The 13806-nt window shown below is 58.6% G+C and carries 15 protein-coding genes; 4 read left to right on the forward strand and 11 right to left on the reverse strand.

Annotated features, from left to right (window positions below; translation table 11 throughout):
* Position 1: 1 nt before the first annotated feature.
* The gene (locus tag QEN43_RS20000) at positions 2–685 is read right to left on the reverse strand and encodes a fumarylacetoacetate hydrolase family protein (protein ID WP_026610001.1); all 684 of its coding nucleotides are present in this window, start codon (positions 683–685) and stop codon (positions 2–4) included.
* A 217-nt stretch (positions 686–902) separates the two neighbouring features.
* Between QEN43_RS20000 and QEN43_RS20005 the strand changes: the two genes are divergently transcribed.
* A complete protein-coding gene (locus tag QEN43_RS20005) occupies positions 903–1214 on the forward strand; it encodes a hypothetical protein (protein ID WP_026610002.1) in 312 nt (103 codons plus the stop codon).
* A gap of 36 nt (positions 1215–1250) precedes the next feature.
* Here QEN43_RS20005 and QEN43_RS20010 read toward each other — a convergent pair whose 3' ends face one another.
* From QEN43_RS20010 to QEN43_RS20055, 10 genes are all read right to left on the reverse strand, one after another.
* The gene (locus QEN43_RS20010) at positions 1251–2021 is read right to left on the reverse strand and encodes an ankyrin repeat domain-containing protein (protein WP_036268123.1); all 771 of its coding nucleotides are present in this window, start codon (positions 2019–2021) and stop codon (positions 1251–1253) included.
* A gap of 31 nt (positions 2022–2052) precedes the next feature.
* The gene (locus QEN43_RS20015; protein WP_026610004.1) at positions 2053–3648 is read right to left on the reverse strand and encodes a SagB/ThcOx family dehydrogenase; all 1596 of its coding nucleotides are present in this window, start codon (positions 3646–3648) and stop codon (positions 2053–2055) included.
* A gap of 99 nt (positions 3649–3747) precedes the next feature.
* A complete protein-coding gene (locus QEN43_RS20020) occupies positions 3748–4179 on the reverse strand; it encodes an ArsC/Spx/MgsR family protein (protein WP_026610005.1) in 432 nt (143 codons plus the stop codon).
* 54 nt (positions 4180–4233) lie between these two features.
* Entirely contained in the window at positions 4234–5046 is an 813-nt protein-coding gene (locus QEN43_RS20025; protein ID WP_036268126.1) for a sulfite exporter TauE/SafE family protein, read from the reverse strand.
* 386 nt (positions 5047–5432) lie between these two features.
* On the reverse strand, positions 5433–5840 hold the full coding sequence (locus tag QEN43_RS20030) for a GIY-YIG nuclease family protein (protein ID WP_036268129.1): 408 nt from the start codon (positions 5838–5840) through the stop codon (positions 5433–5435).
* 20 nt (positions 5841–5860) lie between these two features.
* A complete protein-coding gene (draG, locus tag QEN43_RS20035; protein ID WP_026610008.1) occupies positions 5861–6781 on the reverse strand; it encodes an ADP-ribosyl-[dinitrogen reductase] hydrolase in 921 nt (306 codons plus the stop codon).
* Positions 6781–7596, reverse strand: a complete 816-nt coding sequence (locus QEN43_RS20040; RefSeq protein WP_026610009.1) for an NAD(+)--dinitrogen-reductase ADP-D-ribosyltransferase — start codon at positions 7594–7596, stop codon at positions 6781–6783. Before QEN43_RS20040 ends, draG begins: the two co-directional genes overlap by 1 nt.
* Positions 7597–7614: 18 nt before the next feature.
* Positions 7615–8199, reverse strand: coding sequence for a hypothetical protein (locus QEN43_RS20045; protein ID WP_026610010.1), 585 nt, complete (start codon positions 8197–8199; stop codon positions 7615–7617).
* Positions 8196–8642: a group II truncated hemoglobin gene (locus QEN43_RS20050; protein ID WP_235726559.1), complete on the reverse strand. Its 447-nt coding sequence runs from the start codon at positions 8640–8642 to the stop codon at positions 8196–8198. The genes QEN43_RS20045 and QEN43_RS20050 overlap by 4 nt, the downstream gene beginning before the upstream one ends.
* Positions 8639–9064, reverse strand: a complete 426-nt coding sequence (locus tag QEN43_RS20055) for a response regulator (protein WP_026610012.1) — start codon at positions 9062–9064, stop codon at positions 8639–8641. The genes QEN43_RS20050 and QEN43_RS20055 overlap by 4 nt, the downstream gene beginning before the upstream one ends.
* 498 nt (positions 9065–9562) lie before the next feature.
* Between QEN43_RS20055 and nifH the strand changes: the two genes are divergently transcribed.
* The 3 genes from nifH (at position 9563) to nifK (ending at position 13765) form a co-directional block, all read left to right on the forward strand.
* The gene (nifH, locus tag QEN43_RS20060; protein WP_026610013.1) at positions 9563–10444 is read left to right on the forward strand and encodes a nitrogenase iron protein; all 882 of its coding nucleotides are present in this window, start codon (positions 9563–9565) and stop codon (positions 10442–10444) included.
* A 197-nt stretch (positions 10445–10641) separates the two neighbouring features.
* Entirely contained in the window at positions 10642–12111 is a 1470-nt protein-coding gene (nifD, locus tag QEN43_RS20065; protein ID WP_026610014.1) for a nitrogenase molybdenum-iron protein alpha chain, read from the forward strand.
* A gap of 94 nt (positions 12112–12205) precedes the next feature.
* Entirely contained in the window at positions 12206–13765 is a 1560-nt protein-coding gene (gene nifK, locus QEN43_RS20070) for a nitrogenase molybdenum-iron protein subunit beta (RefSeq protein ID WP_026610015.1), read from the forward strand.
* Positions 13766–13806 lie beyond the last annotated feature (41 nt).

Genomic DNA, 13806 nt, shown 5'->3' on the forward strand with positions numbered 1-13806 from the left:
ATCATCCGATAGTGATGCTCAAAGGTTTCAGCCCCGCGATGCTTGCATCGAGAACATCGCCTTTGACCACCGGAGCGGGACCGGCTGGTGTGCCGGTAAAGATCAGGTCGCCGGGACGGATTTCCACCAGGTTGGACAGATAGCTCATGGTCTCGGGTATCTTCCAGATCATCTCGGAGACGTCGGCACTTTGCCGCACCCTCCCGTTGACCTTAAGCTCGATCTTGCCCCGATCGATCACGCCGGTATGGGATACGGGCGTAATGGCGGAACAAGGGGCCGAGTGATCGAATCCTTTAGCCATGTCCCAAGGCAGCCCTTTCTCGCGCGCATTCTTTTGCACATCACGCAAGGTCATGTCGAGACCCACGGCATAGCCGAAGATGTGATCGTTGGCGTTCTCGACGGGAATTTGCTTGCCTCCGAGCCCGATAGCGACGACCAATTCCACTTCCGGCTGCAGGTCCTGGGTTCCGGGCGGGTAGGGCAGGACCGAGTTGTTGGGTAGGATGGCGTCGACGGGCTTCATAAAGAAGAACGGCGGCTCGCGCTCCGGGTCGGCGCCCATTTCTCGGGCGTGGTCCGGATAATTGCGTCCGACACAGAAAACGCGCCGCACCGGAAACAGATCGCAGGATATGACGGGAAGAGTAACGATCGGAGCGGGGGCGAAAGCGTAACTCATGTTCAAGCACCTCTACGACGGACAAATAAGCCGACAATACCGTTGATCCGACAAGTCGGCAAACCCGGCGAATGCGGTTTCTTCGGGTCTCGGACGGGTCGGATCGGGTTGCAAAATAACCATATAAATTGTGTTAGAATTCGACTCCGAAGTGCCTCGCGTGCACTTACATAAGCCCTTATTTTCATTCACCAAAAACAGAAATTGAGGAGGTAACATGGTGCGTGAATTCTCGTATCGAGGAGAAACCTTCAGGGCTACGATACACGGCCGCCCCGGCATCGAAGAGCTTTTCCTCATCCACATGGTCGACGATGAAGAAGGCCCGGAGATTTCTCTGGACCGGTTCGAAGATCCCAACAACGATCCCACCCAGAGTTTGGAAGACAAGCTCTCTGAGCTGGCGGATCAGCTCATGCAGGAGCATGGGGTGACGCCGATGGACCCGGATGCGGGATTCGCCTGGGCGAAGCCCAAGACCGGCGTGAAAGTGCACAGCGGGGTTCAACACCACGCCATGGAAGCTTAGGCCGGCCGACAAATCAGCGCGCGGCGGCACGGATTGTTACCGTGTTGCTGCGCGCAGCAAGTTCAGGCAATCCAGATTGGCAGCCATGTCTAGGGCGGTGAAATCGTCCACGTTCCTGATGTTGGGATCGGCACCGGCCGCCAGCAAGCGAGCGACCACCGCCGTTTTGCCGGTAGATGCGGCGTACATGAGGCAGGTGGCGCCGTTTTCGTTTTGATGGTCTATCGCAATGCCGTGCTCGATCAGTCGGTCGATGATGTCGAGGCTCTCGCTATAACAGGCCAGCCAAAGGGCGTTATTGCCGTCGCTGTTGAGCGGCTCTAGCGAGGCGCCGGCTTCAAGCAGCGCATCCACGATCGCTTTGTCTCCTAGCCGGCAGGCGTGCATCAGGGGCGTCATCCGATTGTCACGGGTCGCTTCGATGTCGTCGGGCGGAAATCCGTGTTCGCTCAGCCACTCGCGAAGGGCAGGGCTGAGGTTTCGGGGAACCGGTTCTGTTACGGCGGCGCGCCAGCCCTCGTAGCCGTCGATGAGGCCGTAGACGGTCTTGAATCCGAAGTCGCGGAACATTTGCGCATAGATCTGGCTGGCATTGCCGTGGTAGCAATAGATCAATACCGGCTGCGACTTAGGCGTCCGCAAGAGCACGTGTTCCAGGTTGGCCCCGGATAGATGGCGGGCCCCGCCGATGCGTCCCGCCGCGAATGAATCCGCGTCTCGCACATCGAAGATCAACAGGTCCGGTTGTTGCAGCAAGGCTTGTGTTTCGGAGACGGTTACCCGTCGCCAGGCGGTTTCCTCACTCATAAGAACTCCTTGAATGGGGGTTGATATACCCTTATGGGCGGTCGGCGTAAGGCGGCAAGGTGAGTATCCGCGTATCGATCAAGGGGAAACCCACCGTGAAGTGATACAAGGACTGAAAGGTCCGGCCGGAAAGTCCGAGAAGCTCGTGAAAGACGTCGTCGAAATAGCAACCGATGCCGGTTCCACGGACGCCGATGGCTTCCGCCTCGAGATAGAGCACCTGACCCAAGAGCCCCGCTTCCCAAAACAATTGCCGATAACGCCATGGCGCTTTTTCGACAATCGGCTCGAATTCCGCCAACATTCCCAAGGCGAAGGCACAGTCGGCAGCGATCGCCTGATGGCAATGAATAACTCTCGACAGTCTGCCGCAATCGCCTTCTGCCAGGCGGTAAAAGGGCAGATGGTCCGGGCAGCCGGTCGGCTTGATCCAAGTGAAGTCTGAGCGGAAGGCGGCTCTTAATTCGGATTCGATCGCCGATCGGCGGGGCAGGGCGTAGAGTCCGGGTTCCAGCCCTTCGACGCGGTGTACGAACAACACTGGGTGGATGCGCGGAATGAGCTCCCACACGTCCCAGGGCGGAGCCCGCCGCAGCAGCAGAGCGTCCAGCAGATGGTAAAAGCCTGCAGTGCTCAGGACTTCACGCCGGTCGAAATGTTGCGCGCTGCGTCTTTGCCGGATGAGCGCAGCAGCCGGCTCCGGACAATCGGCCTGCCGTGGCGGGTAGGTTTCGATCACGCCGGGTTCAGGCGTCGTGGCGGGCGGTTGGGTTGCTTCCGCGACTTCATCAATCACCGGCCAGCGGTAAATCGGGTGAGGATCGAGCACGTTGGCCCTGCCGTGCCATTCTGCTGCCGGCGGAAGCGGAACTGTCGCTCCTGATTCCATGGACGCTGGATCGACGATCACTTCTAGCAGCAGCTCCGCGTCCTCCCGTTCGGCTCCTGAAAAGTCCTCGTCCCGATCGAGTCCGAGACCGGCGGCCAGTTCGGCAAAGCCGATACCGCTCACCCAGCGGAGGCGCCAGCCGAGAGCTGCCGCCGCATAGCGCAAGGCACCGATGGCATGGCCGGTATCTAGCTGGCAGTAGCGGAAGGCCCGTTCGCCGTATTTCCATGCTTCCCGCCAGTGAATGGAGCTCAAGGCGATAAACAGTCGCGGGGTCTCGCCGGGTTCGGCGAACCGGCAGCGCTGTTCCAGGATATGGTCCCGGCTGACGTAGTGATAAACACCGTCGGGACTGTCTGGAACCGCACGGCAGATGACATAGCCTTCGGTCGGATGCAGATTGCCGCTCGACGGATTGCAGCGCAGGGCCCAACGGTCCGGGCCGTACTGCTTCCAGGCGGAGAGTCCTAAGGACAATTCCAGCAAAATAGCGATCGGCTCGAGCGAGAGTGGTTGCGGCGGCACGGTTTCCGGAGCGGCCAGCGCGCCGAAGGGCGTCGCCAGTCGGCCCGCAGCCAAAGGCAGCCGGATCGTCGGCGCTCCTTCGAAACGTCGGAAAGGATCGGGTTGGCTGTCCCAATCGAGCGTCTCGGGCCCGGCCGCATAGCGGTTCAGGTGGTGCTTGGTCCGTTCGTGATAGTCCAGTACTCGCGCCAGAGCGTCCGATACGGTGTTCATGCTTGGGCTTCCCGTAGCTTCATGTGTCGGCAAGCGATAGCCGACCGACGCGGCATTCCTAAGGGGTGGCTTGGCAGTTCGGGAACGCTAGTATGTTCATCAGGCCGAATGCTTCCCCGGCGCCGGGCAATGCTCGGTACGCCGGCACTGTTCGAGATTCGCGGTTTCGCCGGTGCCCGCAGCCAAGCCGATCCAGTCGTGGACGCGCTGCATGTCGAAACCCGCTTCCCGGCGATCGCCTACTTGCATCAAGGGGCGCCTTATCAGCAGGGGATCTTCCAGCATGAGAGCTAGCGCCTCCTGTTCACCGAGCGCTTCCGGTACCACTTCGCCGGATTTCACTCTGGGCGCCGCCCGGTTGAACCATTCGGGCACCGGCTTATCGCCAAAAAACGCGCGCAGTTCTTCCGCGGTCCAACGCGTCTCCAGAAGATTGCGTACGATGAGCTCGTGGCCGGCTTCCATCAATAAGCGTTTCTGCCGGGTGTTGTTGGCGCAGCCCGGTTTTTCGTAAAAGAGAATGGTTGCCATAGATTTGGTCCGCTTTACTAGGACAGGTCTGTCGAACGACTTACTCAGAATTTCCTAGCGATGGCGCCATATCTTTGCGGCTGAGATCAGCAATATTCCAGCCAACAAAGGCAGTAACACGGTACTGGTAACGACCCCTAGCAACTGGCCGCCCAAGAAAGCACCCGCCAGCGATCCAAGCGCCATAAACAGTACAAAGCTGCGGTTTTCTCCAAGTACCGCAAAACTCTCGTCACGGCGGTAGCGTGCAAAACCAGCCAGCATGGTGGGCAAACTCACCGCGAGGGCCAAACTGCCCGCTAGCTTGATGTCGGCGCCGAAGAGAAAAACCAATGTAGGAATGAGCAGTTCACCGCCGGCTACTCCTAGTAACGAGGCAACGACGCCGATACCAAAGCCCGCGCCGGCACCCGAAAACACCTGAATTGGGCCGGAAAAAAGCGGCTCGCCCTGCGTGTTTGCCCCATGACCGAATAGGAGTGCCAAGGCAATCGCTACGAGCAGGATGGCCATGATCCGGTATAGCGTTTTGGACTTGAGCCGCGTCGCCCAATCCGCCCCAAGCCAGGCCCCTAAAAGGCTTCCCGCCAAGAGATTCGCGATGACATCCCAATGTTGGGCGATACTGCTAAAAGGCACGGTCGAGGTACGGAAAGGCAAGGCGGAAGCGACAACGATGAGGCTCATCGCCTTATTGAGAATGACCGCTTCCAAGGCAGCGAAGCGGAACGTGCCGATCAACACCGGCAAACGGAATTCCGCTCCACCGAGTCCGATCAGTCCCCCCAGTGTTCCGATGACGGTACCGCTACCGAATGCCGCCAGTCTCTGTTGTTTTACCAATGCCCCATCAGAAATCGATCTCATTGGCTCCTCATCGTTTTGGCCCGTTATGCTCTGTGATCCTAAAAACTGCAGTTGACTACTGAAATGACCGCAATCTCCGTCAGCCGCGGTATTCCCTCACCCCAACCCCTCTCCCAGAGGGCGAGGGGCTTAACTCCCTTCTCCTTTTGGCAGAAGGGTTGGGGATGAGGGCCGGGTGCTTTTTGGTGCGTTATGATCTGTTCTATTGATCCTGAAAGCCGCAGTTGACTACCGACATCACTGCAATCCCCATCAGCCGCTTCATTCCCTCACTCCAACCCTCTATCCCAGAGCGAGGCTAAGCTCCCTTCTCCCTCTGAGAGAAGCGCTGGGGATGAGGTTCTGGCGGTTTTCACGTTGTATCCAACTGCCGGATTTAGGCTGATCTATACCGTAAACGATTTGCTGAGGAAACCGGTTTTGCCCGACAAAATGAGATGGGTCGAATCGAATGGGAAGTCGCCAACAAATCGGCTGTTCTCCGGCGGTTTGTGCTTGAAGATCAGCGCCGCAGCACAGCGCTCCAGGGTTTCGGCGTCCATGGGGGCGAAGCTGAAGCAGAGTTCTTCGCCGGTGTCGATGTGGGACTCCCAGCCGGCCTGTTTGGCGTGATCCTCGAGGCAGTCGCGAACGTTTTCCGAGGCGCCGATGTAAACCAGCTTTTGTAGGGAACAAGTCTGTTTCTTGCCGTTGTAAATGCAGGTGTACACGCAATAGATTCCGGATTTCGCCGGTATCCCGCGCTTTTTCTTCTCTCTCCAATAGCCCTCGAATTCGATCGAAAACGTTTCCATTGATGTCCGTCCTCCGGAAATCAGGTACCAGTCGGGGGCACCCAGCCCACTGGCTGCCCATGCTTGCTTGCGATGCCGAGAAGCGCGTCGGTTTGCCGCTCGATATGCCTTACCACCTCGGCGTCCAGGCTTTTCAGCCAGCGCGTGGGGATGGCGGAGACGCCGTAAGCCGCTCCGGCCAGCATGCCGGCGAGCGCGCCGGTGGTGTCGGCGTCATCGCCCTGATTGACCACGCCCACGACGCAGTCGGCAAAGGAATCGGTAGTCAGGAAAAAATGCAGTACGGTTTGCACGGTGTCGACGATGTAGCCGCTGGCGCGTCCGGGGTAGGGGTCGAAGGAGAACTCCGGATGGGCTTCGACCAGTGCCGCCGCGAGCGGAAGGCAGTCCTCCAGCGAGCCCCCGCAAACCAGGCGCTGCACCATGCGGCCCAAGGTCAGCGTGGCTGCGTCAGAAAGCGGATGGTGGTGGGTGAAATGGCACTGCTCCAGCGTCCATTGCGTGAAGGCTTCCGCATTTCCGAGTGTGGCCAGTGCCACCGGGAGGTTGCGCATGCAGGCACCGTTGCCGGCGTCGCCGGGGTTAGGCGGGCCGGCAAGGCTTCCGTCCAGCAAGTAGCGCCGAATACCGCGGCGGCAGGTATTGCCCACGTCGATCGGTTTTCCTTTCAGCCAAGCCGCGAAAGCGTCCGCTACGGCCTTGAGGTTCCAGCCGCCGCTTTCGATGATCGCCCGGCCCAGCACCAGGGACATCTCGGTATCGTCTGTCACCTGGCCAGCCTTGAGCTTGAGCCAGCCGCCGCCGATGATCTTGTCGTGAACGCCGTACTGATGGCGGATCTCCCGAGGTGTCATGAACTCTACGGTGGCACCCAGCGCGTCGCCGACGGCGAGTCCCAGATAAGCGCCCAGGGCGCGGTTATGGAGTTCTTGCGTGTCCATCAGTAATAGGAGGCTTTGACGCGATACTCGCCGCCGATAACCAGATATTCCCATTCGCCTTTGAGCGGGTGACGCGGCAACAGGTTGTTGAAGAAGAGAATTTTCACTACGGGCACCTGTACCTCCAGGATGAAGTCACCGAACTCGCAGGCGGTCTCACGGTTCGATGTGAACGACACCAGGTTGTTGAGCCGCACGGTGAGCCAGCGACCGTCGCGGGGGCCGATCTGTCGCTGTTCGTCGAAACGATTTTCGCCCCGGTAGAGGGTGACGTGGCGTCTGCCCGGCAAGCCGAACCGGGCGATGGCCCACTGGCAGAATTCGTACAAGAGGTCGAGCTGGAGATTGATGCTGTTGTTGTGGAACCGACTCGACATTTTTTCTTCGATGTAGGTGATCCAGGCCGGAGAATTGAAGCGTGTCAGCGGTTCCTTGTGGAAGGTCGGAAACAAGCCGAAGCGGCTTTCCACCCAGCCCTTGAGAACCGCGCCCTGGGGATTGTTTGAATCGAATCCCCAGCCGCTCAGCAGCTTGAGATAGCTGGAGCGGAAACGACGCGGGCCGGCGTCTTGTTGCCCGGCGCGGGGTTCCCCGTTCAGGCCGAATAGCACGTACATGTACTCCTGAAAAATCTCCGCCGCCGTATGCACGTCCTCGGCTTTTTTCAGTGCATCGAACAAACCGTAGTTCGCTTCCCGCACGCCGCTGATATGCAGCGGCAGCGGGTGCTCGTTGAATGCCGCGCTGGCCAAGAGCCCGGTCGGAATGCCCACCAGATTGGTGCTGTGGCCGATACGGGCGATGTCTTGGGCCATGCGGTAGCGAGATTCCGTTCAGACCGGCCGATTCTCGGGAATTTTGATCGGCCCCATGATCTTCAAGCCCTCTTCGAAACTGATTTCCGGAAACTTCTCGTTGAACTCGGCCGCGGCGTCCGCGACGATCTGCAGTTTGCCCGCGGTATCGAGCTTTTTCAAATCGCCGCGATCGATGTTGAACAAGTCGCGGAGTTCGTTGTACACGGTCGCTTCGTCCAGCGGTAATACCCAGAAGGTGGTGCCGCCGTAGGCAATCTGATAGCGCAGGGAAATATCCAGGTTGCCGGCGAAGAAGAAGTATTTGCCGGTAGGCGAGAGCTTATCCCCCATGACCTCGCACAATAGCTTCAGATGCTCTAGGGACAGCACGACACCCGCGAGGAACGAGATGGTCGGTTCGCCTGCCTTGGCGACGATCATCACCTGATCGAAGCGAATTTCCGGCGGGCGGGCTTCGTCGCTGAGCTGTTGGGCGAACTTCAGAGCGATTTCGCCTCGGAACCCGAAATAGCCCGGCTTGGTCTCGCCCATGAAAACCGGGGATATTAGGCGCTTTTCAGCGTCGAGGCTGGCGAGGGCGGTTTCGTTGATCGTGGTCATGACACTCCTTCAGGTAGGTTGCGGAGAAAATCGGCGGTCTTGAAAAGGGAAGCGGCGAGCCGTGCCCGCAGCTCGGCATCGGATACTTGTTCTTCCAACGCCCGGTTCATGCAGGCCATCCAGGCGTCCCGAGCGGCTGCGTCGATGGGAAAGGGCAGATGTTTCTGCCGAAGCCGCGGTGGCCCGTAGCGCTCCGCGTACAGCGGTGGACCGCCCAGCCAGCCGGATAGAAACTGGAACAGTTTTTCTTTCGACGGGCCGAGATCTTCAGGATGCATCGCGCGGATGGCGCGCGCCTCCGGAAGCTCGTCCATCAGCTGATAGAAACGCTCAACCAGGCGGCGCACGGCGGGTTCGCCGCCGAGCTGGCGGTAATGAGGATTGGCGAGTGTTGCCGGCAGCGCCACCGCGGTGGCGCGTGGTATGGCGGTTTTCTGTTTCACACGACTTGAACCGGGATGCTCAGTTTTACCGGACGCCCGAGCTGCACATCGACCTTCTGGCGGGTCTTTTCTATGGTCAGAGGTTTCGCCAGGATGGAATTGACGCCGTTCTTGAGACAATCCTTGGCCAAAGGGTCGGCCGCTGAATCCGCGACCAGAATGATCTTGAGGTCGGCTATTCGCGAGTGGATCTCCGTTAGCACGTCCATCCCTTTTTCCTTGACGATGCCGATGCCTAGCAGCAGAACGTCCGGTTTCCAGTCCTTCGCCTTGGCGTAAGCCGCTTCCAGGCTGGACAATTCGTGCGTCTCGATTTCGTCGTGAAGCATGAACTGCAGGGCCGCGCTGGTGATTTCGTCATTGTCGACGATGAACACCCGCCGGTTGTCGACGGCCCTTTCTGTATCTACACCGATCTGCATAGGCGACTCCTCGATGTGTAAAACGATTGCGCGAATGCCCGGCATGCGCTCGGGCGGCCACGCGAGTGACGCCTAGGCTGTAGCAATCTTCGTTCCATTCCACCAGCCTCTGAACGGAGACGCCGAAGTCGCTGATTTCGCGTTGCTCGAACGGCTGATATTCGGTTTCGAGCCGTGCGGACGGTTTGTATCGTTCCTTACAAACCGTATGGTTTTGTCCGGTTAATAACATCCGTTCAAGGATCGAAAAGCGACATCGATTCCGGATTTTGGGCAACTTTTCTTCGTAGAAACAGGCCTTTACGCACATCCTCTGGCGTGTGGCACAGAGGTTGCTCGATGGCTGTCGACCAGTACGCGTCCATTCACCGAAAGAAACGGTGACAAAGAAGAAAAAAAAGAAATGTTCGCCGCGTTTGAGCCAGACATTTTTTCTTTCGGCGGAATTGCTGGCCACAGGGGTTTAATCGATCAACACGTATTGACTGGAGATTGACCATGTCAGATTTAAGACAAATCGCTTTTTATGGAAAAGGCGGCATCGGCAAGTCCACCACTTCGCAGAATACCTTGGCCGCCTTGGCGGAAATGGGTCAGCGCATCCTGATCGTCGGCTGCGATCCGAAAGCTGACTCCACCCGTTTGATCCTGCACGCCAAAGCGCAGGACACCATTCTGAGCCTTGCTGCTGCGGCCGGCAGCGTTGAGGATCTGGAAATCGAAGACGTGATGAAGGTCGGCTACCGCGGCATCAAATGTGTGGAGTCGGGCGGTCCGGAGCCGGGCGTCGGCTGCGCCGGCCGCGGCGTCATCACCTCCATCAACTTCCTGGAGGAAGAAGGCGCTTACGATGACATCGACTATGTCTCTTATGACGTACTGGGTGACGTCGTGTGCGGCGGCTTCGCCATGCCCATCCGTGAAAACAAGGCCCAGGAAATCTACATCGTTATGTCCGGCGAGATGATGGCCATGTACGCGGCCAACAACATCTCCAAGGGCATTCTGAAATACGCGAACTCCGGCGGTGTGCGTCTGGGCGGCCTCATCTGCAACGAGCGCAAGACCGACAAGGAGCTGGAACTGGCGGAGTCTTTGGCGAAGAAGCTCAGCACACAACTCATCTACTTCGTGCCGCGCGACAACGTCGTACAGCATGCCGAGCTGCGCCGCATGACGGTGATCGAATACGCCCCGGATAGCCAGCAGGCAGACCACTATCGGGCGCTGGCGCGGAAGATCCATGAGAACGCGGGCAAGGGCGTCATTCCGACCCCGATCACCATGGATGAACTCGAAGATCTGCTGATGGAACACGGCATTATGAAGCAGGTCGACGAGTCTCTGGTCGGCAAGACCGCGGCCGAACTCGCGGCGTAAGAGTCGAATGGGGAGCGGGAGCGTACGGCGCGACTGCGTAGGATGCGGCGAGCGTTGCGAACCGCATCGATCCCGGAACGTTGTCTACCCTGAGCCTCGTCGAAGGACGGTTCCGTCGTCACCTCATCCTACGTAGTGCGCCGCACGCCCACGCCCTTTCAGCGTCATCCATCCAACAACTGAATCTGGAGAGCAAGATGAGCCTCACAGTTGAGCAAACCAAACAGCGAAACAAGGAACTCATCCAGGAGGTCCTGTCGGTTTATCCGGACAAGACCGCCAAACGACGCGCCAAGCACCTCGGTGTCTATGAAGAAGGCAAGCCCGACTGCGGGGTGAAATCCAACGTCAAGTCGATCCCCGGGGTCATGACCATCCGCGGCTGCGCTTATGCCGGTTCCAAAGGCGTGGTTTGGGGTCCCATCAAGGACATGATCCACATCAGCCATGGTCCGGTCGGCTGCGGTCAGTACTCCTGGGCTGCGCGCCGTAACTACTACATCGGCACGACCGGTATCGATACCTTTGTCACCATGCAGTTCACCTCGGACTTCCAGGAAAAGGATATTGTCTTCGGCGGCGACAAGAAGCTGGAAAAGATCATCGACGAGATCCAGGAGCTGTTCCCGCTGAACCACGGCATCACCGTTCAGTCGGAGTGCCCGATCGGTCTCATCGGCGACGACATCGAAGCGGTTTCCAAGAAAAAATCCAAGGAATATGGCGGCAAGACCATCGTTCCGGTGCGTTGCGAAGGCTTCCGCGGCGTTTCACAGTCCTTGGGCCACCACATCGCCAACGACTCGATCCGCGACTGGGTGTTCGATAAAGCCGCCGACAAGCATAAGGACTTCAAGACGACGCCGTATGACGTCGCCATCATCGGCGACTACAACATCGGCGGCGACGCCTGGTCCTCCCGCATTCTGCTCGAGGAAATGGGGCTCCGTGTCATCGCACAGTGGTCCGGTGACGGTACTTTGGCCGAATTGGAGAACACCCCCAAGGCCAAGCTGAACGTGCTGCACTGCTACCGCTCGATGAACTACATCTCGCGGCACATGGAAGAGAAGTACGGGATTCCGTGGGTGGAATACAACTTCTTCGGCCCCACTAAGATCGAGGAGTCGTTACGCAAAATCGCCAGTTTCTTCGACGACAAAATCAAGGAAGGCGCCGAGCGCGTGATCGCGAAGTACCGTCCGCTGATGGATGCCGTCATTGCCAAGTACCGCCCGCGTCTCGAAGGCAAGAAAGTCATGCTGTTCGTAGGCGGCCTGCGTCCGCGTCACGTGATCGGCGCTTATGAGGATCTGGGCATGGAGGTTGTCGGTACGGGCTACGAGTTCGGACACAACGACGACTATCAGCGTACTACTCACTATGTCAAGGACGGGACTCTGATCTACGACGACGTGACCGGTTACGAGTTCGAGAAGTTCGTCGAAGCCATACAGCCGGACCTGGTCGGCTCAGGCATCAAGGAAAAGTACGTCTTCCAGAAGATGGGCGTGCCGTTCCGTCAGATGCACTCCTGGGATTATTCGGGTCCGTATCACGGCTATGACGGTTTCGCGATCTTCGCCCGCGACATGGACATGGCGATCAACAATCCGGTCTGGGGCATGGCTAAGACGCCCTGGAAACGGAACGGGGTGCACGCCTAGTCCGGATAAAGGCGCATTGGGTGCGCCGCGTGCACCACTCTGATCGATCCGGTGCGCACCGCGCACCCTATAACCGCTATTGTGGAGTTAAACCATGAGCCAGAATGCAGAGAAGGTTCTCGACCATTTCAACCTGTTCCGCCAACCGGAGTACGTGGAGCTGTTCGAGAACAAGAAAAAAGAATTCGAATTCGCCGAACCGGCTGACAAGGTCGAGGAGGTGAGGGAGTGGACCAAGACCTGGGAATACCGGGAGAAAAACTTCGCCCGCGAGGCTTTGACGGTCAACCCCGCTAAGGCGTGTCAGCCGCTGGGTGCGGTGTTCGCCGCGGTCGGTTTCGAGGGCACCATTCCCTTCGTGCACGGTTCGCAAGGCTGCGTCGCCTATTATCGCAGTCACTTCAGCCGCCACTTCAAGGAACCCTCGTCTTGCGTATCCTCGTCCATGACCGAGGACGCCGCGGTGTTCGGGGGACTCTCCAACATGGTCGACGGCTTGGCCAACACGTACAACATGTACAAACCGAAGATGATCGCGGTCTCGACCACCTGCATGGCGGAAGTGATCGGCGACGACCTCAACGCCTTTATCAAGACCGCGAAGGATAAGGGCAGCATTCCCCAGGATTTCGACGTACCTTTCGCCCATACGCCAGCCTTCGTCGGCAGCCACATCACCGGCTATGACAACGTGCTCAAGGGTATCCTGACGCACTTCTGGGATGGTAAGGCGGGAACGACCGAACCTCTGACGCGCGTCCCTAACGAGAAGATCAACTTCATCGGCGGCTTCGATGGCTACACCGTCGGCAATCTGCGGGAAATCAAACGCATCTTCGATCTGATGGGCGTGGAGTACACCATCCTCGCGGATAACAGCGACGTTTGGGACACGCCGACCGACGGCACCTTCCGCATGTACGATGGCGGCACCACCCTGGAAGATACCGCCAATGCCCTGCACGCCAAGGCCACCATCTCGATGCAGGAATTCTGCACGGAGAAAACCTTGCCGTTTATCGCGGAGCACGGCCAGGAAACTTACGCGTTCAACCATCCCATCGGCGTGAAGGCGACCGACGAGTTTCTGATGACCATCTCGCGCATCACCGGCAAACCGATTCCGGAAGCCTTGGAGAAGGAACGCGGACGCCTGGTCGATGCCATCGCCGATTCCACGGCCCACATTCACGGCCAGAAGTTCGCCATCTACGGCGATCCCGACCTGTGTTTGGGGCTAACCGGCTTCCTGTTGGAACTCGGTGCGGAACCGGTTCACGTGCTCTCCACCAACGGCAACAAGGCGTGGGCGGACAAGGTGCAGGCGCTGTTCGATTCCTCGCCCTTCGGTAAGGGCTGCCATGTGTATCCGGGTAGAGATCTATGGCACATGCGCTCGTTGCTCTTCACCGAACCAGTCGATTTCCTGATCGGCAATACCTACGGCAAATACCTGGAGCGCGATACCGGAACGCCTCTAATCCGTATCGGCTTCCCGATTTTCGACCGGCATCACCATCACCGCTATCCGGTGTGGGGTTACCAAGGTGGTCTGAACGTTCTCGTCTGGATTCTGGACAAGATCTTCGACGAGATGGACAAGAACACCATCGTCCCGGCGAAGACGGACTACAGCTACGACATCATCCGCTAAGGCCGGAAGGCGTGTTCGGTTGGATAGGCCGCACACGCCAT

Origin of the sequence: Methylocaldum szegediense (assembly GCF_949769195.1) — a bacterium.
Taxonomy (GTDB): Bacteria; Pseudomonadota; Gammaproteobacteria; order Methylococcales; family Methylococcaceae; genus Methylocaldum; species Methylocaldum szegediense.